The organism is Luteimicrobium sp. NPDC057192 (assembly GCF_042670205.1).
In the GTDB taxonomy this organism is placed as follows: domain Bacteria; phylum Actinomycetota; class Actinomycetes; order Actinomycetales; family Cellulomonadaceae; genus Luteimicrobium.
The window spans coordinates 1-23116 of sequence record NZ_JBHUWD010000044.1 but is presented as its reverse complement, the minus strand read 5'-3'; the positions used below and the strand labels follow the sequence as shown (position 1 = coordinate 23116).

Here is a 23116-nt window from a genome sequence, read left to right as displayed (position 1 = left end):
CTCCCCTCGAGGGGGCCACGCCCGCGGCCTTCGCCGTCGGTCCGGCCGGGCTGGTGGGCCGGGCCGGACGGAGCGCGCGCCGTCAGGCCTCGCGGCGGGCGGAGTCCGAGGGCTCGGCGGTGAGGAACTGCGGCTCCGCGAAGCCGTGCTCGGCGAACGCCCGCACGACGGCGCGCGCGACGTCCTGCTCGGTGCCCGCCGGCACGATCGCGATGGCCGAGCCGCCGAACCCGCCGCCCGTCATGCGGGCGCCGAGCGCGCCGGCGGCGAGCGCGGTGTCGACGGCGACGTCGAGCTCCGCGCACGAGACCTCGTAGTCGTCCCGCAGGGAGCGGTGCGACGCGACGAACAGCTCGCCCAGCTCGGACGCGTGCGCGGCGAGGCCTTCGGGGGACTCGAGGAGCGCCACGAACCGCTCGACGCGCCGGACCTCGGTCACGACGTGCCGCACCCGCCGGCGGGCGACGTCGTCGTCGAGGATCGTGAGGGCGGCCTCGAGGCCGTCGGGGCTCACGTCGCGCAGCGTCTGGACGCCGAGCGTGCGGGCCGCGGCCTCGCACGTCGCACGGCGCTGCGCGTACTGGCCGTCGGCCAGCTCGTGCGGTGCGCGCGTGTCGATCACGAGCAGCTCGAGGCCCGCTGCGGCGAGGTCGAAGGGCACCCGGCGCGCGCTGTCCTCAGGGGAGAGGCCCGGGCGGAAGTCGAGCAGCAGCGCGTGGCCTTCGGCGGAGCGCAGCGCGGCCGACTGGTCGAGCCCGCCGGTCGGCGCCCCGGCGACGTCGTTCTCCGCCCGGACGCACGCCGCGACCAGCCGGACGCGTCCCGCGTCGGTCGCGGCCACGCCGTCGCCGGCCGCCTCGTCGAGCGCGACGGCGACCGAGGTGCTGAGCGAGGCCGACGACGACAGCCCTGCCCCGAACGGCACGCACGCGTCGACGGCCGCCTCGAACCCGGGGATGCCACCGAGGACGCCGTCGTGGTCGAGCGCCCACGCGACGCCGCCCGTGTACGCGGGGAAGCCTCGCACGTCGCCGGGGCCGACCCGGTCGGCCCGGCCCTCCCAGACCTCGCCGCCGTCGGACTGCGCCGAGGTCAGCAGCACGCGGTCGTCGTCGCGCACGGAGAGCGCGACGTACGTGCGGTGGGGGAGCGCGGTCGGCAGGCAGAGCCCGCCGTTGTAGTCGGTGTGCTCGCCGATGAGGTTCACGCGGCCCGGCGCCGACCAGACGCCGTCGGGCTCGTGGCCCAGCCGGTCGCGGAAGAGCGCGCGGGCCCGCTCGGTGCCCTCGGCGGGCGGCCATGCGGTCGCCCACTGGGGCGGGGCGGCGGCGGGGGCGACGGGCTGCTCGCTCACGCGAGGACCTCCTTGAGGCGGGTGGCGATGCGTTCGGGGGTCGTGTCGGAGATCCAGGCGCCCGCGCCCGACTCCGACCCGGCGAGGTACTTGAGCTTGCCCGGTCCGCGGAGCACGGAGAACACCTCGAGACGGAGGCGTCCGAGCTCGCGGCGCGGGTCCCGGGCGGGCGCCTGCGACCAGCCGGCGATGTACGGCAGGGGCACCGCGCCGCCGTCGGGCGCGACGAAGAACCGGTCCAGCGCCGCGAGGACGCGCAGGTACGCGGCGGCGAAGTCGTCGCGCTCGGCGTCGGTGAGGCCGGGCAGGTCGAGGACGTCGCGTCGCGGCGCGAGGTGCACCTCGACCGGCCACCGGGCCGCGAAGGGGACGTAGGCGACCCAGTGCTCGGTCTCGAGGACGACGCGGCGGCCGTCGGCGAGCTCGGCGTCCAGGACGTCGCGCAGCAGCGACCGGCCCGTCGTCTCGTGGTGCGCCGCGGCCTGCGTCAGCAGCCGCTCGGTGCGCGGCGTGAGGTACGGGTACGCGTAGACCTGGCCGTGCGGGTGGGTCAGCGTCACGCCGATCTCGCGCCCGTGGTTCTCGAAGACGAACACCTCGCGCGTCGTCGGGAGCGCTCCCAGCGCGGCGGTACGGTCGGCCCACGCGTCGACGATCGTGCGGACGCGTCGCGCGCCGAGGGAGACGAGCGACGCGTCGTGGTCGCTCGAGAAGCACACGACCTCGCAGCGCCCCGCGGCGGGGGCGTCGAGCCAGAGGCCGCCCGGGAGCGGGTCCGGGGTCGCGTCGACGACGGCGTGCGGCCCGGTGGGCTCGCCCGGCACGCTCAGGAGCGAGGGGAAGCGGTTCTCGAACACGACGACGTCGTACGCGGTGTCCGGGACCTCGCCGTCGGTGTAGTCGGCGTCGGGGCGCCGGGGGCACAGCGGGCAGGCGTCGTCGGGCGGGAGCAGCGTGCGGTTCATGCGGTGCGTGGCCATGGGGACCCAGTCGCCCGTCAGCGGGTCGCGGCGCATCCGCGGCCCCTGGAACGGGGCGCCGTCGACGGGCGCGAACCGGTCGGGGAGCGGGCGCGGGTCGTGCAGCTCGTGCGGCGCCGGCGCGGGCTCGCCGGGCAGGGGGGCGTCGTCGAAGTAGACCAGCTCCCGACCGTCGGCGAGGCGGGTCGCGGTCCGTGCGCCCCGGGATGCGCTCCCGGCGGTCGTGCCGCCCGTGGTCGTCGTCGCGCTCACCGAGCGACCTCCGCCACGACCAGCCGTCCGACGAGCTCGCGCGCCTCATCCTGGTCGGCCTCGGGCAGGCCGTCGTCCGTGACGAGGACGTCGACGTCGTCGAGCGCGGCCCAGCGGGACAGCCCGGTCGCACGCCACTTGGTGTGGTCGGCGAGGACGACGGTCGTCGCGGCGCTCGCGACGAGCGCCCGGTCGGTCGCGGACTCCGCGAGGTTCGGGGTCGTCAGACCGGCGGCGGGGCTGATGCCGTGCGCGCCCAGGAACGCGACGTCGACGCGGAGCGTCGCGAGCGCGGCCTCCGCGAGCGGCCCGACGAGCGCGTCCGACGGCGTCCGCTCGCCGCCGATGAGCACGGTGGTCACGGTCGTGTCGCCGGTGCGGAAGAGCGTGTCGGCGACCGGGAGCGAGTTGGTCACGACCGTCAGCGGGCGCAGGAGCGGCGAGCTCGCGAGGACGCGCGCGAGCGCGTGCGTCGTCGTGCCCGCGGACAGCGCCACCGCCGAGCCGGGCTGGACGAGCTCGGCCGCGGCGCGCGCGATCGCCTCCTTCTCGACCCCCTCCCGGTCGGCCTTGGCCTGGAACCCGGGCTCGTAGGACGCCGGGTGCTGGTCGGCGGCGACGGCGCCGCCGTGCACCTTGCGCAGGAGGCCCCGGCCCGCCAGCTCCGACAGGTCCCGGCGGACCGTCATGTCGGAGACGTCGAGCTCGGCGGCGAGGTCGGTGATGCGGACCGACCCGCGCGCGGCGAGCGCGGCGAGGATGCGGTCCTGACGAACGGTCGCGAGCATGCCCACAGTTTCCAACATGACCGCACAGAACACAACATGGCCGTCGCTGCGCCGGCTCGGGGCGGGCAGCAGCCCCGAAGGATCAGGTCGACGTGTCGCGCAGGATGAGGTCGAGGCTCGCGACGAAGCCGTCGTCGGCATCGAAGCCCTCGGTGTGCTGCTGGGCCACGGCGCGACGGATCGACGGGTAGGGTGCGAGCGCCGCCGCGAGCTCGTCCGCGCTCAGGGCGGGCGGCTCCTGCTCCTCGATCACGTGCCCGTAGGTGAAGTGCAGCGCCGTGTAGACGAGGAGGCTGCTCGAGCGGAGGTCGCGGCCTTCCGCGAGTGCGCCGGCCAGTGCCGCCTCGGACAGCTGCGCGACCGTGGGCGCGTGGTCGAGCCGTGCACCGGTGACGAGGCGCGCGCCGTCGGGGTAGGCGAGCATCGCGCGCCTGAGCCGGACGAGGACCTCGCGGTACCAGGGTGCCCACGGCTGCTCGGGCACGAGCGGCTCGTCGCCGAACTCCTCGCGCAGGACGGCGTCGGCGAGCGCGCCGAGCAGCGCGCCCTTGTCGGCGAAGCGCCAGTAGATCGAGGGTGCAGTCACGCCCAGCTCGCGCTGCAGCCGCCGGACGGTGACGGCGCCGAGGCCCTCGGCGCGCAGCAGGTCGCGCGCGGCGTCGACGACGTCACCGCGGGTGAGTGCTGCCACCCCGCCACCGTACGACGACGTCACCCGCAGCGCCTCTAGCAGCGCTACATATAGCGGTGTTACATTCGCGGCATGGACGACGAGCTCCTCGGACAGATGCGCCGGTACTTCGACGCCGGCCTGCGCATGGACGTCGACGAGATGGCGCGGATCTACGCGCCCGAGTATGTCGGGGTCCGGGTAGACCTCGAGGGTCGGTCGGTCGAGATCCCGCGCGAGCCCCTGCTCGCGCGCCTCCGCCAGATCGCTGCCGCGGGCCACGCGATGCCGCCCGTCGACGACGTCGAGTACCTCGCGGCCGTCCGCTACGGCGACCACGGCTCCGTCGCCCTGCGCCGGGTCAAGGACGGCAAGCCCCTGCTGTACGAGTTCGTCTGGCGCCTCGCCGACGGCGAGTGGCGGATGGTCCACGAGTTCACCGTCGAGACGGACGTCTCGGCGCTCGTGGCGGCCGCCCGGTAGGGCCGCGGCCGCGGTCAGACCGGCGAGAGCCCCAGTGAGCGCCCCGCGAGCCCGCGGGGACGAGCGGTCAGGGAACGCGCGACGTCCCGCAGCGCGAGGGCCGCGGGCGAGTCCGGCTCGGCGACGACCACGGGCACGCCGGCGTCGCCGCCCTCGCGCAGGCGCACGTCGAGCGGCACGCGGCCCAGCACGGGCACGTCGTGACCCAGGGTCTGCGCGAGCCCGGCGGCCACGGCGTCGCCGCCGCCCGACCCGAACAGCTCGAGCCGTGTCCCGTCCGGCTGGTCCAGCCACGCCATGTTCTCGACGACACCGACGACGTCTTGCTCCGTCTGGGCCGCGACGAGCCCGGCGCGCTCGGCGACCTCCGCGGCGGCGAGCTGCGGCGTCGTCACGACGACGATCTGCGAGCCCGGCAGCAGCTGCGCGACCGAGATCGCGACGTCGCCGGTCCCGGGCGGCAGGTCGAGGAGCAGCACGTCGAGGTCGCCCCAGAACACGTCCGACAGGAACTGCTCGACGGCCCGGTGCAGCATTGGCCCCCGCCAGACGACGGCCTTGCCGACCGGTGCGAACATCCCGATCGACACGACCTTCACCTCGTGCGCGATGGGCGGGAGCAGCATGTCGTCGACGCGCGTCGGCTTCGACGTCACGCCGAGCATGCGGGGGATCGAGAACCCGTGGATGTCGGCGTCGAGCACGCCCACCCGCAGCCCGTCCGCGGCCATGGCGGCCGCGAGGTTCGCGGTGACCGACGACTTGCCGACCCCGCCCTTGCCCGACGCCACCGCGAACACCTTGGTCAGCGAGCCGGGCTCGGCGAACGGGATCCGGGGCGTGCCGTCGCCGCCACGGAGCTGCGCGCGCAGCGCGAGCCGCTGCTCGGCGTCCATCGCGCCGAGCTCGACGCTCACGTCGCCCACGCCGTCGACCGTCAGGGCTGCCGCCGTGACGTCGCGCACGAGCGTGCCGCGCAGCGGGCAGGCGGGCGTGGTCAGGTCCACCCCGACGACGGCGCGCGCCCGGCCGTCCGGCGCCTCGCCCGGGTGCACCGCGACCGAGCGGACCATGCCGAGGTCGACGATGGGACGCCGGATCTCGGGGTCGATGACGGCGCGCAGCGCCACGCGGACCGCGTCGAGGAGCGGGGACGCGGGGGCCGCGCCGGGCACGGTGGCAGCATCCCCGGTGGGGGTCGGCTCGACAGGTTCGGACACGCCTCCATCGTACGGATCCGGCGGCCGTCGCTAGCCTGCTCGGATGGAGACGCTCGACACCATCGCGGCCCGGTTCGACGCGCGCGCCCCGCGCTACGACGACAGCGTCCTGCACGTCGCGCTCGCGGACGCCGCCGCCCGGTTCGCCGCGCGCGAGCGCGCCCTCGGGGGGCAGCGGGGCGACGACGACGCTCGCGGCCTCGGCCGCGTGCTCGACGTCGCCACCGGCACCGGGCTGGTGCTGCGCGCGCTCGCGGCGCTCGGGCTGCTGCCGGGCGCCACGTCGTCGGGTGGGACCCCGCAGCCCGCCGGACCGAGCCCGGCCGCCGGTCTCGACGCGTCCGCCGGCATGCTCGCCGTCGCCCGGACCCACCTGCCGGGCGTCGCATGGACCCAGGGCGACGCTCAGGCGCTCCCGTTCTCCGACGGCGCGTTCGACCTGGTCACGTGCGTCACCGGCCTGCACCTGATGTCCGACCCGGTGGCCGCGCTCACGGAGTGGCGCCGCGTGCTCGTCCCGGACGGCCGCGTCGTGCTGGCGACGTTCGCCACCGACGCCTCGGGCGACGCCCTCCGCGACCCCGGTGACCCGCACGCGCGGGTCGGCTCGCCCGCGCTGCTCGCGGCGCTCGCGGACCGCGCCGGCCTGCGGGTCAGCCGCAGCGAGCGCTGGGAGCACCGGCCCGACGCCGGCCCCGTCCGGGACGCGTGCCTGCTGACCGAGCTCGTGGCCTGAGCGGGCCCCTCGGTCCGGCCCGGGCTCGGTGGGGCACGGGGAGGGCGCGGCCACCGGCCCGGGGGAGGTCGTCAGGTCGAGCTCTTCGCGGGGGGCTCGTCGTCGTCGGCCCCGTCGCGCGCCGAGAGCTCTTCGAGGAGGTTGCGCAGCTCGCCGCGCACGAAGTCGCGCGTCGCGGTCTCGCCCAGCGCGAGCCGCAGGGCCGCCATCTCGCGCGCCAGGTACTCGGTGTCGGCGAGGTTCCGGGCGGCCTGCTGGCGGTCCTGCTCGGAGCTCACACGGTCGCGGTCGGTCTGCCGGTTCTGCGCGAGCAGGATGAGGGGCGCTGCGTACGACGCCTGCAGCGACAGCACGAGCGTCAGCGCCGTGAAGCCGTTCGACGCCGAGTCGAAGTGGAGGCTCTCAGGACCCCAGACGTTCCAGACGAGCCAGACCGCGCAGAACGCCGTGAGGTACACGATGAAGCGCGGCGTCCCCAGGAACCGGGCGATCCCCTCGCTGATCCGCCCGACGGCGTCGTCCTCGACCTCGATGCGGGGCAGGATGCCGCGGCGCTGCTCCTTGGGCAGGTCGAGACGAGCCCGCTCAGCCACGGCTCGCCCTCCGCACCGGGGCGCCGGGAGCGGCCGGGCGCACCGCAGGTCCGGCCGGGGCGGTGCCGTCGGAGTCGTCGTCGTCGGTCTCGCGCCAGTCCTCGGGCAGCATGTGGTCGAGGACGTCGTCGACGCTGACCGCGCCCAGCAGCCGGCGCTCCGGGTCGACGACGGGCACCGCGAGCAGGTTGTACGTCGCGAGGAGCCGCGTGACCCGGGCGAGCGAGGCGTCCGGACCCACGGGTTCGATGTCGGTGTCGAGGATCGAGCCGACCGACTGGTGCGGGGGCTCACGGAGCATCGCCTGGAAGTGCACGACCCCGAGGAACCGTCCGGTCGGGGTCTCGACGGGCGACCGCACCACGAAGACCATCGACGCGAGCGCGGGCGGCAGGTCCTTGCGGCGCACGTGCGCGAGCGCGAGCGCGATCGGCGTCTCCGGGCCCAGGATCACGGGCTCCGTGGTCATGAGGCCGCCGGCCGTGTCGTCCTCGTAGGCGAGCAGGCGTCGGACGTCCTTCGCCTCCTCGGGCTCCATGAGCTCGAGGAGCTCGGCGGCCTGGTCGTCGGGGAGCTCGCCGAGCAGGTCGGCGGCGTCGTCGGGCTGCATGGCCTCGAGGACGTCGGCCGCGCGGTCCGTCTCGAGGCTCTGGAGGATCGCGACCTGGTCGTCCTCGGGCAGCTCCTCGAGGACGTCGGCGAGGCGCTCGTTGTCGAGCGCCGTCGCGACCTCGAGCCGCCGGGTGTCGCCCATGTCGTGCAGGACGTCCGCGAGGTCCGCCGCCTTGAGCTCGTCGTACGCGGCGAGCAGGAGCGTCGCCGCCTGCGCGCTCCCGGTGCCCGCGAGCCCGGTGACGGCGCCGACGTCGACGACCTGGGTCTCCCCGCGCCGGCGGATGCCCAGCGGGCCGCGGTGGGTGACGGTCCGGCGGACGAAGAGCTTGTCGACCTCCCAGTCGCCGCTGCGCTGCTGGGCGACCGACAGGTCCTCGACCGTGGCCTCGCCCGAGCCGTCCGCGAGCTGCACGCGGCGGTCGAGCAGCTCGCCGATCGCGAGCGTCTCGTGGGGGCGCTGCTCGAACCGGCGCATGTTCACGAGGCCCGTCGAGATGATCTGGCCGGCGTCGATGCTGGTGACGCGGGTCAGCGGCAGGAACACCCTCCGCCTGCCCGGCACCTCGACGACCAGACCGACCGCGCGTGGCGCACGCTGCGCGCGCAGGAGGACGACGACGTCGCGCACCCGACCCACCTGGTCGCCGTTCGGGTCGAAGACGGCGGTGCCGGCGAGCCGGGCGACGTAGACCCTGGTGGCGGCGCTCACGCCCCCAGCCTAGGGGTGGGGAGGCGTCCGGGCCGGGCGGGCGCGCACAGCGCGAACCGGGGACCCGGCGGTAACCTGGGGCCCGGTTCGCAGCGTCGGGAGCCGCCCGAGCCTCGGCTCCCCCCCCCGATCCCTGCCCACCACCGGACGGTCCACCGTGCCCCACGTCCCCGCCGACGTCCCTGCAGCGCGCCCCGGTGCGTGCCGCGCCACCGAGCCCGTCGTCCTCGCGCTCGACGTCGGCGGCACGACCGTCAAGGGCGCCGTCGTCGACGCGAGCGGCATCGTGACGCGCCGGACGGCCCCGACGGGCGGCGGGCCCAGCGACTCCGACGGCGCCACGCAGGCCGTGCTGGGTGTCGTCCGCGAGCTGTGGGCGGCCGTGCCGGGCGAGCAGCACGTCGCGGCGGTCGGCGTCGTCACGCCCGGCGTCGTGGACGAGGACGCGGGCGTCGTGCTGGGGGCGGAGAACCTGGGCTGGCGGGGGCTGCCGCTGCGTGCGCTCGTCGAGGAGGCCACGGGCGTCCCCGTCGGGTTCGGGCACGACGCGCGGGCCGCGGGGCTGGCCGAGTGGCGTCTCGGCGCGGGGCAGGGCGCGGGCGACCACGCGTTCCTCTCGGTCGGCACGGGGATCGCCGCGGCGCTCGTGCTGGGCGACCGCGTCTACCCCGGCGGCGGCTGGGCCGGCGAGATCGGCCACGGCGGCTCGACGACGGGCGACCTGTGCGCGTGCGGCGGCCGCGGCTGCGTCGAGACGTACGCGTCCGCGGCCGGCATCGCGCGGCAGTACGCGACGCGCACCGGGGTCGTCGTCGACGGCGCGCGCGAGGTCCTGCAGCGCGCCCGGACGGGCGACGCCGTCGCGGCCGAGGTGTGGCAGCGGGGGGTCGAGGGCCTCGCCGAGCTGGTCTCGGGCCTGGTCAGGACGCTCGGCCTGCGCACCGTGGTCGTCGGTGGCGGGCTCGTCAAGGCGGGCGGCGCGCTGCTCGATCCCCTCGGCACGGCGGTCCGCGGGCGCCTCACCGTGCACCCCGAGCCGCAGCTCCGGGCAGCCCGGCTCGGTGCCGAGGCGGGGACGTTCGGGGCCGCGCTGCTCGCGTGGCAGGCGTCCGGCCGGGCCGTCCCCACCGACCTCGGCGTGCGGGTCTGACGGTTCCGTCGGAGAATCGCCCGCGCGGCGCGCCGCGGGACCTCGGCACGGCGGACGAATCTGGGACAGACTGGGTGCCATGTCCATGCCGCGCGCGAACGCCGTGCCCCGCGTCCCGACCCCGCCGACCGGGGTGGAGATCGCTCGCTACCCCACGTACCTCGAGGCGCAGAAGGCGGTCGACTTCCTGTCCGACAAGCACTTCGCGGTCGAGAACGTCACGATCGTCGGCGAGGGGCTGCAGGCCGTCGAGCGCATCACCGGCCGGCTGACCTACTCGCGCGTCGCCGTCGCGGGGCTCGCGTCGGGCGCATGGTTCGGCCTGTTCGTCGGCCTGCTGCTGTCGCTGTTCGGCGGCGGCAACGCGGCCGCGACCATCGTCGCCGCGATCGGCATCGGCGCCGCGTTCGGCGTGCTGTTCGGCCTCATCTCGTACGCCCTGACGGGCAACCAGCGGGACTTCACGTCGCAGTCGCAGATCGTCGCGACGTCGTACGCGATCCTGTGCGTCGCCGAGCGCGCGGGCGAGGCCCGGCAGGTCCTCAGCGAGCTGGGGCTCGGGCAGCCCGGCGCCGCTCGTCCCGCAGGGCCCGCAGCGCCCCGCCCCGCGCAGCCGCCGACGACGCCCGGCGCGTCCGGCTGGACCGTGCCGCCGAGCCCGACGCCGACGCCGGGGGCGCCCGCGCACCAGCCGCCTGCGCAGCCCGCCCCGACGCCGACGCCCGTCTCGCCCCGGTTCCAGACGCCGACCGGGGAGCCCCGCTACGGTCGCCGGCTCGAAGACGTCGCCCCGCCCGCGGCGCAGTCGGCCCCTGAGCCGGCGGCGCCGCAGGCGCAGCAGGCCGCCGCGCCCGCGCAGTCCCCTGCTCCCCAGCAGCCGACGCTCCCCGAGCAGCCGACGACGCCGGCGCAGCCCGAGCCGGCGGCCCCGGTCCAGCCCGCGCAGCAGTCGCCGGCCGGGCCCGCAGCCCCCGAGTCGGCCGACGGCGCGACCTCGCAGGACCAGCCCCCGACGCCCGCCCGGCCCGAGCCTGAGGCGGGCTCGGAGCGTGAGGAGGGAACGTCGTCGGGCACGGACGACCCCGCGAAGTAGACGGGATGCCGGGGTACTTCGCGAGGTAGACGGGATGCCGGGGTACTTCGCGAGGGGGTGGGTCAGCGCAGGTCGGCCATCCACGCCTCGACGTCGTCGGGGCGGCGGGGGAGCGCGGCGGACAGGTTCTCGTTGCCGTCGGCGGTGACCAGCACGTCGTCCTCGATGCGCACGCCGATGCCGCGGTACTCCTCGGGAACGGTGAGGTCGTCCGCCTTGAAGTACAGGCCCGGCTCGATCGTGAAGACCATGCCCGGCTCGAGGACGCCGTCGAGGTAGAGCTCGCGGCGGGCCTGCGCGCAGTCGTGCACGTCGATGCCCAGGTGGTGGCTGGTCCCGTGGACCATCCAGCGCCGGTGGTACTGGCCCTCGGGGGCGAGCGAGTCGGCCGCGCTCACGCCGTCCGGCAGGAGGCCCCACTCCTCGAGGCGCGCGGCGATGACCTCCATCGCGGCCGCGTGCACGTCGCGGAACCGCGCGCCAGGGATCGCGACGGCGAAGGCGGCGTCGGCGGCGTCGAGCACCGCCTGGTACACGCGACGCTGGACTTCGGTGAACGTGCCGTCGACGGGCAGGGTACGGGTGACGTCGGCGGTGTAGAGCGACTCGACCTCGACGCCTGCGTCGAGCAGGAGCAGGTCGCCGTCGCGGACCTGGCCGTCGTTGGTGATCCAGTGCAGCGTCGTCGCGTGCTCGCCTGAGGCCGCGATCGTCTCGTAGCCCACTGCGTTGCCGGCCAGTCGCGCGTGCGCGTCGAACGTGGTCTCGACGACGCGCTCGCCGCGCGGGTGCGCGGCCGCGGCGGACAGCTCGCGCACGACCTGCTCGAACCCGTCGATCGTCGCGTCGACGGCGTCGCGCATCTGCTGGACCTCGTGCTCGTCCTTCACGAGCCGCAGCTCGGAGACGGCCTCGACGAGCGCCTCGTCGGTGTGCTGCTCCTTCTTCGCCGCGGACTCCTCCACGACGCCCTCGGAGGCACGGACCTCGTCCACGAGGTCCTCGACGGCCTCGTCGGCGTCCGTCACGACGAGCACCTGGACGCCGCCCGTACCGACGTCCTTGGCCAGCGCGTCGCGCAGACCGTCGACGTGCTCGGCGCGGATCCCCGTGAGCTCCTCCACGTCGTCGAGGCTGGGCCGCGCGCCCACCCAGAACTCGCCGTAGCGCGAGTCGGCGTAGAACTCCTCGGTGTCGCGGCCCGCGAGCGGCCGGACGTACAGGACGGCCTCGTGGCCCTCGGTGGTGCCGCCGGCGCCGTCGGGCTCGGACACGGGGTGCAGGACGAGCACCGAGTCCGGCTCGAGCTCGGTCCCGGTGCCCGTGAGGTGCGCGAACGCGGAGTGCGCGCGGAAGCGGTAGTCCGTGTCGTTCGAGCGGGTCTTCAGGCCGCCCGCGGGGATCACGAGGCGGGCGCCGGGGAACCGGGCCGACAGGCGCGCGCGGCGCACGGCCGCGTAGTCCGCGGACGGGGCACGCGTCGTGCCGGTCGCGGCGCGGGGTCCCCAGCCGCTCGTGATGAAGGACCGGAACGCCTCCGACTGCGGCCGCTGCGACCGGTTCTCGTTGCGGGCCTCGACGGGCTGGCCGTCGGTGGTGGCCTGCTCGGTGGTCGGGGGGTGCTCGGAAGCGGAGCTCGTCGTCATGCGTTCAGTGTCGCACCGCGCCCGGGGCGTCCCTCAGGGGCGTGTGCGGCGGAAAGCGGCCAGCGCGTCGAGCACGGCCTCGTTGAACGCCGCCGGGGCCTCGAGGCTCACGTCGTGCCCGGCGCCCGGCACCACGACGAGGTGGGTGCCCGGGACGGCGCGCACGTGCCGGCGCTCGTGCATGCGGAGCTGGTCGCGCGCGCCGTTGACGAGCCAGACCGGCACCCCGCCACCGCGCAGGTTCTGCACCGACGATCGCTCGGCGAGGTATGCGAGCGCGTCCGCGACGAGGTCCCAGCCGGGCGTGAAGACGGCGGCCGCGCCGGACGGGCGGCCCGGCAGCGTCGGGACCGGCGGCGTGGCGGGCTCCGCCCGGCGCAGCGTGTCCGGGACGAGCAGACGGGAGGCGCGCGCCCCGGCGCGAGCCGCGAGCTCGCGCGTCACCCGGCCGGCGGCCAGCGAGCCGCGCAGCGCCCCCGTGAACGTCCGCAGCGGGAGCCCGCGCGTGTCCGTGCTGCACGAGGCCGCGACGACGCCCGCGAGCCGGACGCCCGGGCGGTCCCGCCGGTCCGCCGCGTACGCGAGCGAGGTGTACCCGCCGAGCGACAGCCCGACGAGCGCCAGCGGCGTCGTGGGGTCACCGCCGCCCAGGTCGTGGGCGGCCTCGTCGATCGCCTCGTACGCGCCCTCGAGGCTGAAGCGCTCGTGCCGACGCGCCCCGTGCCCCGGCAGGTCGATCGCGGCCGCCCGGTACCCGGCACCGCGGGTGGCCTCGAGCTGGGCGTCCCAGATCGCGCCGGACGTGCGCATGCCGTGGACGAAGACGACGGACGGATGACGCTTGGCGTCGTCGCCGGGGCGTGCGGTGGTGCTCGGGTCCAACGGGGGGCCTCACGTTCTCGGGTGGTCCTCCATCGTGGCACCGCAACCTGGGCGGCCGCGGCCGCGCGTGGGGGAGGAGCGCGGAGCAGTTGCGGACGTCCTGTGCGCGCCTCGATATCCTGGGGCGGTGCTCATCGACCTCCACACGCACTCGACGGCGTCCGACGGCACGGACGTACCGGGGCAGGTGGTGGCCGACGCCGCGGCGGCCGGGCTCGACGTCCTCGCGCTGACCGACCACGACACCGTCGCCGGATGGCCCGACGCCACGGACGCGGCGCTCGGATGCGGCGTCGCCCTCGTGCGCGGCGCGGAGCTGTCCGCGCAGGCCGTGTTCGACGTCGACGGCCGAGACCGGTACGTGTCGGTGCACGTCCTCAGCTACCTCCACGACCCGTCGTACGCGCCGCTCGCCGACGAGTGCGAGCGCGTGCGCACGGCCCGGCTCGACCGCGCCCGCGCCATGGTCGACCTGCTCGCGCGGGACTACCCCGTGGACTGGGACGAGATCGCCGCGCACACCGACCCCGGCGCGACGGTCGGCCGGCCGCACCTCGCCGACGCGCTCGTCCGGCTCGGCGTCGTGCCGAACCGCTCGGCTGCCTTCGAGACCGTCCTGCACGCCGGCAGCCCCTACTACGTGCCGCACTACGCGCCGCGCGCGGCGCCGACCGTGCGCCGCGTGCGCGAGGCGGGCGGGGTGCCCGTGTTCGCGCACCCGGCCGCGTCGGCGCGCGGCCGCACCGTGCCCGACGCCGTGATCGAGGAGCTCGCCGACGCGGGCCTCGCCGGCCTCGAGGCCTACCACCGTGACCACACCCCGGACCAGGTCGACCACCTGGTGGGGCTCGCCGCGCGCCTCGGTCTCTTCGTGACCGGATCGAGCGACTACCACGGGGCCGGTAAACCCAACCGGCTCGCGGAGAACACCACGGCACCAGAAGTGCTGGAGAGGATCGAGGACATGGGGACGCTGACCGTGATCAGGACGTGAGCCGCTGATGGACGCCGTGCTCGACCCGCGCCTGTTCGTGGGGGTCTTCGTGACGTTGTTCGTCATCATGGACCCGCCCGGCACGGTGCCGATCTTCCTGGCCCTGACCAGCTCGATGGCCGCCAAGCAGCGCAAGGCGGCGGCGTTCACCGCGGTCCTCGTCGCGTTCGGCGTGATCGTCGCGTTCGCGCTGTTCGGCCAGTCGATCCTCAACTACCTGCACGTCTCGCTGCCCGCGCTGGAGGCGTCCGGCGGCCTGCTGCTGCTGCTCGTCGCGATGGAGCTGCTCACCGGCAAGGCCGAGAACCCCGAGCCGAACGCACGGGGCGGCAACGTCGCGCTCGTGCCGCTCGGCACACCTCTGCTCGCGGGGCCCGGCGCGATCGTCTCGATCATGGTGTTCGTCCAGAACGCCGACGGCGCCGCCGACTACGTCGCGATCTTCTCCGGACTCGTGGCGGTCTGCATCTGCCTGTGGCTGGCCATGCGCTTCGCGAACGTCATCCACCGGGTGCTCGGCGAGTCGGGCACGACCCTCGTGACGCGGATCGCCGGTCTGCTGCTTGCCGCGATCGCCGTCCAGATGATCGCCGACGCCGTGACCGCGTTCGTCAAGGCAGCCTGACCGCCGCCCCGGTCCGTCGCCCAGGTGCGACCCGTCGCCCGCCCGTTCCGTCCTTCCCGCCCGACGCCGTCGCCCGACCCGTGAGGACCCGTCCGTGCCCCACCGCGCCCTGCCGACCCGACGCCTGCCCGCCGGACCGTCGTCCGCGCTGGGGGTCCTTCTCGCGCTGGTGACGCTCGTCGTCCTGGGGTCGGGAGCGTGGGCGCCGGCGTCGGCCGCCGTGCCGGAGCTCGCGCCGACGTCGACGGCGTCCGACGGGCGCGCCGCGGTGTGCGCGACGGTGAAGGGCGAGGCGCTGCGGGGCAGGACGCTCACGCAGACGGAGGCCGACGGGCACGACTTCCGCTGCGCCGACCTGCGGGGAGCGCACCTGGCCGGCCTCGACCTCACGCAGGCTGACCTCCGCGGCGCACGGCTGGCCGGCGCGGACCTGCGCGGGACGAGGCTCGGGCAGGCGGACCTCCGGGCGGCGGACCTGACGGGGGCGAAGGCCGCCGGCGCGGAGCTCGGCCAGGCGCACCTCCGGGGTGCCGTGCTCGACCACGCCGACCTCGCCGGAGCCGACCTCAGCCAGGCGGACCTCACGGGGGCGAGCCTCACCGGCACGGACCTCGAAGGGGCCGACCTCACGCAGACGACGCGACCCGACGGCTACGGGGACGCCGAACCGACCGGGGACGCGCCCCTCGACGCGATCGCTGCGGCCGCCACGCTGCTCCTCGCGCTCGGGATCGTGGTCCCGCGCCTGCGGTCGGCGGCCCGACGACGCCGGGACGGCAAGGACCTGCGCGGCACGGGACCGGCTGCGGTGCTGGCGGGCGTGCTCGTGCTCGCTGCGGCGGTCGGCCTCGTCGTCGCCGAGCTGCGCGCCGACCTCGACTGGTCGGACGTGCTCATGGTGCTGCCGATGATCACCGTGCTGGGCTTCCTCGCGCTGATTGCGGGCGCCGTGATGCTCCAGGCGCGGTGGGGCGTGCTCGGCGCCGTCTCCGCGCTGCTCGGGCTGGCGGGCTACTTCGTGCTGACCTCGGCGATCATGTCCGCGCTGCTCGGCTCGGTCTTTGGCGAGTACCCGCGTGCGCCGGGCTGCACGGCGGCGACGTGCGCGTGGGGCTACGGCCGCGGCTGGACGGGCGCCGCGGTCGGCGTGGCGCTGCTCGCGGTCTGCTGGTTCGTCGGCCTGCTGACCCGGCGCCTGCGTCGGGCTCGCCCGGCGCGGCCGGCCGCCGCGACCGGCGAGCCCACTGTCGCCGAGCCCTCTGTCGCCGAGCCCGTGGCGGCGCGTACCGCCGCGGCGTCGTCACCCACGCCGGACGCGCCGTCGTCGGGCGACGCGAACGCCGCCGCGTACGAGGCGGTCCGGGACTTCCGGGCGCGCTGACCGCACGCGGCCGCGCGGCCGCTAGGACGGGGACGAACCCGTCGCGCTCCCGTCGGCCCGGCGCCCCGTCTCGCGTTCCCATGCGTCGAGCTGGGTCGTGAGCGCCTTCGCGAGCTCGAAGACCTGCTCCGGAGGGATGCGGACGCGGGTCACGACCCGCCCCGACACGAGCGGGTGCGCCTCGCCGGTCACCTCGTCGACCGCGGGCTGCGGCGGGTGCTTGAGCGCGACGAAGTCGATGACGAAGGTCGCGGGCGTGTGCCACAGCGACGCGAAGTCGGCAGGCAGGCCCACCTCGACCTCGTCCGGCACGTCGATCTGGAGCTGCTGGGACTCGGGCACGGGTTCTCCTCGGGTGGACGGGTCGGACACGCCGCCGGCGACGACCTCCCCAGCCTCGCAGGTCCACCGGACCTGGTCCTCAGGGAGCGCTCAGGTTCGTCCGCGTACCGTAAGGAACGTGAGCCCGCGTCCGACCGAACACGCACCGTCCCTCAGCCCCGCCACGGCCAAGGACGTCCGTCGCCTCATGATGACGTACAAGTTCGGCATAGACGAGGTGATGACCAAGGTCGGGGTGCTGCGCGACGAGCTCAAGCACTTCCACGACGACAACCCGATCGAGCACGTCGCGTCGCGGCTCAAGTCTGTCGACTCGATCGTGTCCAAGGCGCGCCGCAAGGGCATCGCGCTCACGCCCGACGCGATCCGCGAGCACATGTTCGACATCGCGGGCGTCCGGATCACGTGCAGCTTCGTCACCGACATCTACCGGGTCCGCGACATGCTCGTGGCGCAGCGCGACCTCGAGGTCATCGAGGCGCGCGACTACATCGCGCACCCCAAGCCCAACGGCTACCAGAGCCTGCACCTCATCGTGCGGGTCCCCGTGTTCCTGTCCGACCGGGTCGAGGACGTGATCGTCGAGATCCAGCTCCGGACCATCGCGATGGACTTCTGGGCGAGCCTCGAGCACAAGATCTACTACAAGTACGACCGCGAGGTGCCGCACCACATCACGGACGCGCTCAAGCTCGCGGCCGACGTCGCGATGACCCTCGACCAGACGATGGAGCGCATCCGGGACGAGGTCATCGCCGGGCCCGACGACGCGCCCGAGGGCGCGAGCGACCCGCGCCGCGAGCCCCCGGGACCGGCGCAGATCCGCGCCGCGTCCTGACCGCTGTCGCTGCCCCGGCCGGGGCGCGCGGTTAATCCCTTGTGACCGGGTCGTCCGCACTGGTGCGCTGGGCGCATGCGTATCACCGACGAGACCGTGGCCGACGGCGTCCGCGAGCAGCTCTTCATGCTCGGAGAGATCCCGGGGGCGCTGTGGACCCCCGCCGACGCCGTCGGGCCGCGTCCGCTGGTGCTGGTCGGGCACGGCGGCGGTCAGCACCGGAAGGGCTGGGAGGTCACCTCCCGGGCGATCCCGTTCGTGCAGCAGTGCGGCTACGCGGTCGCCGCGATCGACGCGCCGGGGACGGGGGACCGGCCGGAGCACCCCGAGGTGCGCCGGCTGGTCGCGACGATCCAGGCCGGCGAGGCCGCGGGCGAGCCGCGCGGGCCGGAGTGGCGCGCCCTGTGCGACGTCGTCGCCGAGGAGCTGGTGCCCGACTGGGCGACCACGCTCGACGCGCTCCAGCAGCTCGACGTCGTGGGCTCGGGCGGCCCCGTCGGCTACTACGGACTGTCCCAAGGCGGCGAGATGGGCTTCCGGCTCGTCCCGGCCGAGCCGCGGATCACGGCTGCGGTCCTGGGCCTGATCGGGAGCGAGTGGCTCCTCGAGCCCGCGTCCCGCATCACCGTGCCGGTCGAGCTCGCGCTCCAGTGGGACGACGAGGGCAACCCGCGGGACGCGGTGCTGGCCCTGTACGACGCCCTGGGTTCCGTCGAGAAGACCCTTCACGCGAACCCCGGCGGCCACTTCCGGGTGCCGATGTTCGAGATCGACAGCGCGGTCCGGTTCTTCGCGCGGCACCTGGGCGTCGCGCCGGTCGCCTGACGAGCGCGAAGCCCCCGCCCGCCTACCGGGCGGCGCGCTCCTCCGGGACCGGCACCGACGCCGGGCTCGCGGGCTCCTGCCCGGTCCCGCGCCAGCGCTCGACCCACCGCATGCCGTGGTAGATCACGAGCGCGGCCCCGGCGCCCAGCGCGATGCCCGTGAACTCGAGGTTCCCGAGCTTCCAGCGGAAGTTGGCGATTGCGATCACGAGCGGCACGGCGGCGCTCGCGAGGTGCACGGGGTCGGAGAAGTCGACCTTGTTCTGCACCCAGATGCGGGCGCCGAGGATGCCGATCATGCCGTAGAGCATGGTGGTCGCGCCGCCGAGGACCCCGCCGGGGATCGTCGCGATGAGCGCGCCGAACTTCGGCGACATCGAGAGCACGAAGGCCGCGGCTGCCGCGACCCAGTAGGCGGCCGTCGAGTAGACGCGCGTGGCCGCCATCACGCCGATGTTCTCGGCATACGTCGTGGTGCCGGAGCCGCCGCCGATGCCCGCGAGGGTGGTGGCGACGCCGTCCGCGAAGAGCGCCCGGCCCGTGAGCGGGTCGAGGTCCTTGCCCGTCATCGCGGCGACCGACTTCACGTGGCCGACGTTCTCGGCGATGAGGACGAGGACGACGGGCACGAACAGCCCGAGCAGCGACCAGGAGAAGTGCGGCGTCGTGAACTCGGGGAAGCCGAACCACTTCGCCTTGCCGACCGTCGCGAAGTCGAGCGAGCCGAACGTGCTCCAGCCCATGACGTTCCCGCCGAGCCACGTCACGAGGTAGCCGACGACGACGCCGACCAGGATCGACAGGCGTCCGAGGATGCCCTTGAAGAACACCGTGACGAGCAGGATCACGCCGAGCGTGATGGTCGCCGCCGACGGTGCGAACTGGTAGTTCTTCCACGCCGCGGGCGCGAGGTTGAGGCCGATGAGCGCGACGATCGTGCCGGTGACGACGGGTGGCATGAGCGCGTTGATCCACCCGGCGCCCGCGCGGTGCACGACGAAGCCGACGGCGGCGAGCACGAGGCCCGTGACGAGGATCCCGCCGACGGCGAGGTTCTTCCCGCCCGACGCGGTGGCGGCGAGGATCGGCGAGATGAACGCGAAGCTCGACCCCAGGTAGCTGGGGAGCCGGTTCCGCGTGATGACGAGGAACAGCACCGTGCCGATCGCCGAGAAGAACAGCGTCGTCGCGGGCGAGAAGTGGGTCAGCAGCGGCACGAGGAACGTCGCGCCGAACATCGCGACCACGTGCTGCAGGCCCAGGCCGACCGTGCGCGGCCACGTCAGGCGCTCGTCGGGCGAGACCACCTGCCCGGGCGTCACGTGGCGGCCGTCGCCGTGCAGGCGCCAGAGCGTCGGGGTCGAGGGCATCGATGCCTCCCAGAAGGGTGTGCCAAGGGGCTCGGACGGATGGTCGCCGAGGACGTCCGGCCGGGGCCGGCCGACGCCGGCTCGCGAGGATTGTCGCACTCGCCCGGCCGTCGCCGAGGCACCGCCGGCCGCACGGGGCGGCCGCGACCGGCCCTGGGTCGGCCATCTGCTCGCCGCAGGCCCAGGCCCGACTCAGGCCGTCCCTGGACACGACGCAGCCCGCCCCGGTGACCGGGACGGGCTGCGTGGACGCTCCTGAGGAGCGGGTCAGTCGGCGGTGGGAGCCGCGGGCGCGCCGCCCTCGGCACCGGCGCCGCCGCGACGACGGCGCGTCCGACGACGGCGCCCACCCTCGCCGGACTCCGTGCTGCGCGCTGACGGACCGCTCGCCGACGACGCCTCGCCGGACCCTGCGGACGGCGCGCCCTCGGTGCGCGGCGAGCCTGCGCCGTCGGACGAGCCCGAGCCGCCGCGGCCGCCACGACGACGCGAGCGCGACCGACCCTCGCCCGAGCCCTCGCGGGACTCACCGTGGCCCCGGCCGGAGCCGTGCGAGCCGGAGCCGCGCGGGCCCGAGCCCTGCGACGAGCCTCCGCGGCCCGAGGTGCGCTTGCCGGTCTCGCCGAGGTCCTCGAGGACCTCCGCGTCGAGCCCGGCGCGGACCTGCTGGCTCTTGGGCAGGCGGCCCTTGGTGCCCTCGGGGATGTCGAGGTCGGTGAACAGGTGCGAGGACGACGAGTACGTCTCGACGGGCTCGGGGATGCCGAGCTCGAGCGCCCGGTCGATGAGGCCCCAGCGGGGCACGTCGTCCCAGTCGACGAACGTCACCGCGGTGCCCTTGTGCCCGGCGCGACCCGTGCGACCGGTGCGGTGCAGGTACGTCTTCTCGTCCTCCGGGCACTGGTAGTTGACGACGTGGGTGACGTCGTCGACGTCGATGCCGCGGGCCGCGACGTCCGTCGCGACGAGCACGTCGACCTTGCCCGAGCGGAACGCGCGCAGCGCCTGCTCGCGCGACCCCTGGCCCAGGTCGCCGTGGATCGCGGCGGCGGCGAAGCCGCGCTCGACGAGCTCGTCGGCGACCTTCGCGGCCGTGCGCTTGGTGCGCGCGAACACGATGGTGAGCCCGCGTCCGCGGGCCTGCAGGATCCGGGCCAGCATCTCGACCTTGTCGAGCGCGTGCGCGCGGTAGACGACCTGCTTGATGTTCTTGACGGTCGCGCCGCCGTCGTCCGGGTCGTTCGCCCGGATGTGCGTCGGCTGCGTCATGTACCGGCGGGCCATCGCGACGACGGCGCCCGGCATGGTCGCCGAGAAGAGCATCGTGTGACGGCGCGGCGGGGTCGCGGCGATGAGCTTCTCGACGTCGGGCAGGAAGCCCAGGTCGAGCATCTCGTCGGCCTCGTCGAGCACGACGGTCGTCGCGTGCGACAGGTCGAGGTGGTGCTGGTTGGCGAGGTCGATGAGCCGGCCCGGCGTGCCGACGACGACCTCGACGCCCGCGGTGAGCTGCGCGATCTGCGGCTCGTAGGCGCGGCCGCCGTAGATCTGGGCGACGCGGACCTTCCGGCGCCGCGACGCGGTGGCGAGGTCGTTGGCGACCTGCACCGCGAGCTCGCGGGTCGGGACGACGACGAGGGCCTGCGGCTTGCCGGGCGCGTCGAGACGGTCGAAGCCGTCCTCGTCGGGCGCGACGACGTGCTCGAGCAGCGGGACGCCGAAGCCCAGCGTCTTGCCCGTACCGGTCTTGGCCTGGCCGATGATGTCGTGCCGCGACAGCGCGACGGGCAACGTCATCGCCTGGATGGGGAAGGGATGGAGGATCCCGGCGTCGGTGAGCGCGTCCACGATGGCGTCGCGCACGCCGAAGTCGGCGAAGGTCTGGACGGGTGCCTCCGGGGCCGCGGTGTCCGCGGGGGAGGTGTCCTCTGCGCCCGTGGTGGGCGCGTCGGTGGTGCTGGTCACGGTTCCTCGTGTTCGGGTCGGGGCGCCGCTGCGCGCGGACCGGTCTCCCGCGCCGGGCTCGCGCCCGTGAGGGGCGGCCGGGATGCGGGACGGCGGTGTCCGGGGCGACGCGTGCGCCAAGGGCCGGCAGCCGATCGTGAAGATGCGCCGCCGTCGTGGCGGGACGACCCGGACCAGGTCCGGGGCGTCGTGGGCGTGAGGCTCGCGCGTCGACGCGAACCAGGGCTTGCAGGACGACCGGGCAACCGAGGTACCCGGCCATGGTATCGGATGCACCGTTGCCTATCCTGGAGGGATGGCCGTCACGAGCTCCGCGTCCCCCGCCGCGTCCCCGTCGCCTCGTCCGCGGGAGGGCGGGGGAGCGAGCCTCGACGAGGTCGTCGAGCTGCTCGGGCTCGTCGCCGCGTTCGAGCTCGACGACGTACCCCGGTTCGCGGCCGAGGCCGCCGACGCGCTCGACGTCGAGGGCCGGCTCGCCTACAGCCGCCGCGCCGGGGCGTCGCTCGCCCGCTGCGAACGCGTCCTCCAGCGGATCGGGGAGCTCGGGCGCTCGCCCGTGGTGGCGATGACGCCGTTCGACGGCGCGTTCGCGGACTTCGACGCCCGCACCCAGGCCAGCACCTGGGAGGAGGAGGTGCTCCGCGAGTACGTCGGACGGTCCGTCGCCGAGGACTTCTGCCGGCTCTGCGCCCCCGCGCTCGACCCCGTCTCCCGGGACGTCGTCCTCGGGGTCATGGAGGCGAGCGTCGCCGACGAGGAAGCCGTCCAGCAGCTCGGCGAGGCCGCCGCAGCCGACCGGGTGCTGTCCGCGCGGCTCGCGCTCTGGGGACGCCGGCTCGTGGGCGAGGCGCTCCGGCTCGCCCAGTCCCTGCTCACCGACAGCACGACGTTCGTGCACCTCCTCGCCCTCGCCCGCGCCGCGGAGGCCGACGACGGCGCGACGGCGGCGCCGTCGTCGGACGCCGACACGCACGCCTGGGCGCTCCGGCAGCTCACCGAGCGGCACGCGCTGCGGATGCGGCGGCTGGGCCTGACGGCCTGACCAGCGCTCGTGCGGGCATCGGCTCGCACAGCGACGACGAAGGGCCCGGCCGTGCGGCCGGGCCCTTCGTCACGAGGAGCGGCTCAGAGGGTGCCGAACCCGACGCGACGCGTCTCCTCGGTCCCGATCTCGACATAGCCGACCGACGCGGCAGGCACGACGAACTGGCGGCCACGCAAGTCCTTGAGCTCGAGCGTGCCGTCGCTCTTCAGCGCGGACGCGACCGCGGCGGCGACCTCGTCGGCCGAGAGGTCCGTGTCGATGACGAGCTCGCGGGGCAGGTGCTTCACACCGATCGTGACTTCCACCACGGTTCCTTTCGATCGTCTCGCGGCGGGCCGGCGGGCCTACCACCTGGAACGATCGTAGTGGGGGGTTCGCGTCTCACGGCCGTCGCGGCGGGGTGTGATCGCTCAGCGCTGAAACGTCGGTGGGATGCTCGTGGTCCGGCGGGTTCGGGTCTGGGTCCGGGTCTGGGTCGGGTCTGGGTCGGGGTCGGGGCGGGTGGGGCGGGAGGGGTGCGCGCGGTCTTCCATCCGCGCACTCGTTCCTCGCGCGCTCCCG

General features: G+C 75.2%; 23 protein-coding genes. 10 read left to right on the top strand and 13 right to left on the bottom strand.

Features of this window, described 5'->3' with window-relative positions:
• Positions 1 to 82: 82 nt before the first annotated feature.
• From galK to ACFT5B_RS17420, 4 genes are all read right to left on the bottom strand, one after another.
• Complete coding sequence (gene galK / locus ACFT5B_RS17435; protein ID WP_386800441.1) at positions 83 to 1354, bottom strand: galactokinase; 1272 nt, start codon at positions 1352 to 1354, stop codon at positions 83 to 85.
• Entirely contained in the window at positions 1351 to 2586 is a 1236-nt protein-coding gene (gene galT / locus ACFT5B_RS17430; RefSeq protein ID WP_386800440.1) for a galactose-1-phosphate uridylyltransferase, read from the bottom strand. The genes galK and galT overlap by 4 nt, the downstream gene beginning before the upstream one ends.
• Entirely contained in the window at positions 2583 to 3374 is a 792-nt protein-coding gene (locus tag ACFT5B_RS17425; protein ID WP_386800439.1) for a DeoR/GlpR family DNA-binding transcription regulator, read from the bottom strand. The genes galT and ACFT5B_RS17425 overlap by 4 nt, the downstream gene beginning before the upstream one ends.
• 82 nt (positions 3375 to 3456) lie before the next feature.
• Positions 3457 to 4065, bottom strand: a complete 609-nt coding sequence (locus tag ACFT5B_RS17420; protein ID WP_386800438.1) for a TetR family transcriptional regulator — start codon at positions 4063 to 4065, stop codon at positions 3457 to 3459.
• A gap of 72 nt (positions 4066 to 4137) precedes the next feature.
• Here ACFT5B_RS17420 and ACFT5B_RS17415 point away from each other — a divergent pair, with 72 nt between their 5' ends.
• The gene (locus tag ACFT5B_RS17415) at positions 4138 to 4527 is read left to right on the top strand and encodes a hypothetical protein (protein ID WP_386800437.1); all 390 of its coding nucleotides are present in this window, start codon (positions 4138 to 4140) and stop codon (positions 4525 to 4527) included.
• Between the two features lie 14 nt (positions 4528 to 4541).
• Here ACFT5B_RS17415 and ACFT5B_RS17410 read toward each other — a convergent pair whose 3' ends face one another.
• On the bottom strand, positions 4542 to 5702 hold the full coding sequence (locus ACFT5B_RS17410) for a P-loop NTPase (RefSeq protein WP_386800446.1): 1161 nt from the start codon (positions 5700 to 5702) through the stop codon (positions 4542 to 4544).
• Between the two features lie 88 nt (positions 5703 to 5790).
• Here ACFT5B_RS17410 and ACFT5B_RS17405 point away from each other — a divergent pair, with 88 nt between their 5' ends.
• Positions 5791 to 6483, top strand: coding sequence for a class I SAM-dependent methyltransferase (locus ACFT5B_RS17405; RefSeq protein WP_386800436.1), 693 nt, complete (start codon positions 5791 to 5793; stop codon positions 6481 to 6483).
• Positions 6484 to 6554: 71 nt separating this feature from the next.
• Here the strand turns inward: ACFT5B_RS17405 and ACFT5B_RS17400 are convergent, their stop codons facing one another.
• Positions 6555 to 7076 (bottom strand): DUF1003 domain-containing protein, encoded by a 522-nt coding sequence (locus tag ACFT5B_RS17400; protein WP_386800435.1) that lies wholly within the window; start codon positions 7074 to 7076, stop codon positions 6555 to 6557.
• On the bottom strand, positions 7069 to 8400 hold the full coding sequence (locus ACFT5B_RS17395) for a magnesium transporter MgtE N-terminal domain-containing protein (protein ID WP_386800434.1): 1332 nt from the start codon (positions 8398 to 8400) through the stop codon (positions 7069 to 7071). Before ACFT5B_RS17395 ends, ACFT5B_RS17400 begins: the two co-directional genes overlap by 8 nt.
• A gap of 157 nt (positions 8401 to 8557) precedes the next feature.
• Between ACFT5B_RS17395 and ACFT5B_RS17390 the strand changes: the two genes are divergently transcribed.
• A complete protein-coding gene (locus ACFT5B_RS17390) occupies positions 8558 to 9550 on the top strand; it encodes an ROK family protein (RefSeq protein ID WP_386800433.1) in 993 nt (330 codons plus the stop codon).
• A 79-nt stretch (positions 9551 to 9629) separates the two neighbouring features.
• On the top strand, positions 9630 to 10643 hold the full coding sequence (locus ACFT5B_RS17385) for a general stress protein (RefSeq protein ID WP_386800432.1): 1014 nt from the start codon (positions 9630 to 9632) through the stop codon (positions 10641 to 10643).
• A 62-nt stretch (positions 10644 to 10705) separates the two neighbouring features.
• Here ACFT5B_RS17385 and ACFT5B_RS17380 read toward each other — a convergent pair whose 3' ends face one another.
• Positions 10706 to 12289: an aminopeptidase P family protein gene (locus tag ACFT5B_RS17380; RefSeq protein WP_386800431.1), complete on the bottom strand. Its 1584-nt coding sequence runs from the start codon at positions 12287 to 12289 to the stop codon at positions 10706 to 10708.
• A 33-nt stretch (positions 12290 to 12322) separates the two neighbouring features.
• Positions 12323 to 13171 (bottom strand): alpha/beta fold hydrolase, encoded by an 849-nt coding sequence (locus ACFT5B_RS17375; protein WP_386800430.1) that lies wholly within the window; start codon positions 13169 to 13171, stop codon positions 12323 to 12325.
• 127 nt (positions 13172 to 13298) lie between these two features.
• On the opposite strand from ACFT5B_RS17375, the gene ACFT5B_RS17370 reads away from it, so the two are divergent.
• From ACFT5B_RS17370 to ACFT5B_RS17360, 3 genes are all read left to right on the top strand, one after another.
• Positions 13299 to 14165 carry a PHP domain-containing protein gene (locus ACFT5B_RS17370; RefSeq protein WP_386800429.1) on the top strand — a complete coding sequence of 289 codons (867 nt, stop codon included), beginning with the start codon at positions 13299 to 13301 and terminating at the stop codon, positions 14163 to 14165.
• Positions 14166 to 14172: 7 nt separating this feature from the next.
• Positions 14173 to 14790, top strand: a complete 618-nt coding sequence (locus ACFT5B_RS17365) for a MarC family protein (RefSeq protein WP_386800428.1) — start codon at positions 14173 to 14175, stop codon at positions 14788 to 14790.
• A 94-nt stretch (positions 14791 to 14884) separates the two neighbouring features.
• On the top strand, positions 14885 to 16171 hold the full coding sequence (locus ACFT5B_RS17360) for a pentapeptide repeat-containing protein (protein WP_386800427.1): 1287 nt from the start codon (positions 14885 to 14887) through the stop codon (positions 16169 to 16171).
• A gap of 21 nt (positions 16172 to 16192) precedes the next feature.
• On the opposite strand, the gene ACFT5B_RS17355 is transcribed toward ACFT5B_RS17360, so the two are convergent.
• Positions 16193 to 16513: a DUF3467 domain-containing protein gene (locus ACFT5B_RS17355; RefSeq protein WP_386800426.1), complete on the bottom strand. Its 321-nt coding sequence runs from the start codon at positions 16511 to 16513 to the stop codon at positions 16193 to 16195.
• Between the two features lie 118 nt (positions 16514 to 16631).
• Between ACFT5B_RS17355 and ACFT5B_RS17350 the strand changes: the two genes are divergently transcribed.
• Positions 16632 to 17351: a GTP pyrophosphokinase family protein gene (locus ACFT5B_RS17350; RefSeq protein WP_386800425.1), complete on the top strand. Its 720-nt coding sequence runs from the start codon at positions 16632 to 16634 to the stop codon at positions 17349 to 17351.
• Positions 17352 to 17426: 75 nt separating this feature from the next.
• A complete protein-coding gene (locus ACFT5B_RS17345) occupies positions 17427 to 18176 on the top strand; it encodes a dienelactone hydrolase family protein (RefSeq protein WP_386800424.1) in 750 nt (249 codons plus the stop codon).
• Between the two features lie 22 nt (positions 18177 to 18198).
• Here the strand turns inward: ACFT5B_RS17345 and ACFT5B_RS17340 are convergent, their stop codons facing one another.
• Both ACFT5B_RS17340 and ACFT5B_RS17335 read right to left on the bottom strand, forming a co-directional pair.
• The gene (locus ACFT5B_RS17340) at positions 18199 to 19545 is read right to left on the bottom strand and encodes a uracil-xanthine permease family protein (protein ID WP_386800423.1); all 1347 of its coding nucleotides are present in this window, start codon (positions 19543 to 19545) and stop codon (positions 18199 to 18201) included.
• A 267-nt stretch (positions 19546 to 19812) separates the two neighbouring features.
• On the bottom strand, positions 19813 to 21510 hold the full coding sequence (locus ACFT5B_RS17335; protein ID WP_386800422.1) for a DEAD/DEAH box helicase: 1698 nt from the start codon (positions 21508 to 21510) through the stop codon (positions 19813 to 19815).
• A gap of 295 nt (positions 21511 to 21805) precedes the next feature.
• On the opposite strand from ACFT5B_RS17335, the gene ACFT5B_RS17330 reads away from it, so the two are divergent.
• Positions 21806 to 22552 carry a ferritin-like fold-containing protein gene (locus ACFT5B_RS17330; RefSeq protein WP_386800421.1) on the top strand — a complete coding sequence of 249 codons (747 nt, stop codon included), beginning with the start codon at positions 21806 to 21808 and terminating at the stop codon, positions 22550 to 22552.
• Between the two features lie 83 nt (positions 22553 to 22635).
• On the opposite strand, the gene ACFT5B_RS17325 is transcribed toward ACFT5B_RS17330, so the two are convergent.
• Positions 22636 to 22860 carry a DUF3107 domain-containing protein gene (locus ACFT5B_RS17325; protein WP_386800420.1) on the bottom strand — a complete coding sequence of 75 codons (225 nt, stop codon included), beginning with the start codon at positions 22858 to 22860 and terminating at the stop codon, positions 22636 to 22638.
• Positions 22861 to 23116: the final 256 nt, after the last annotated feature.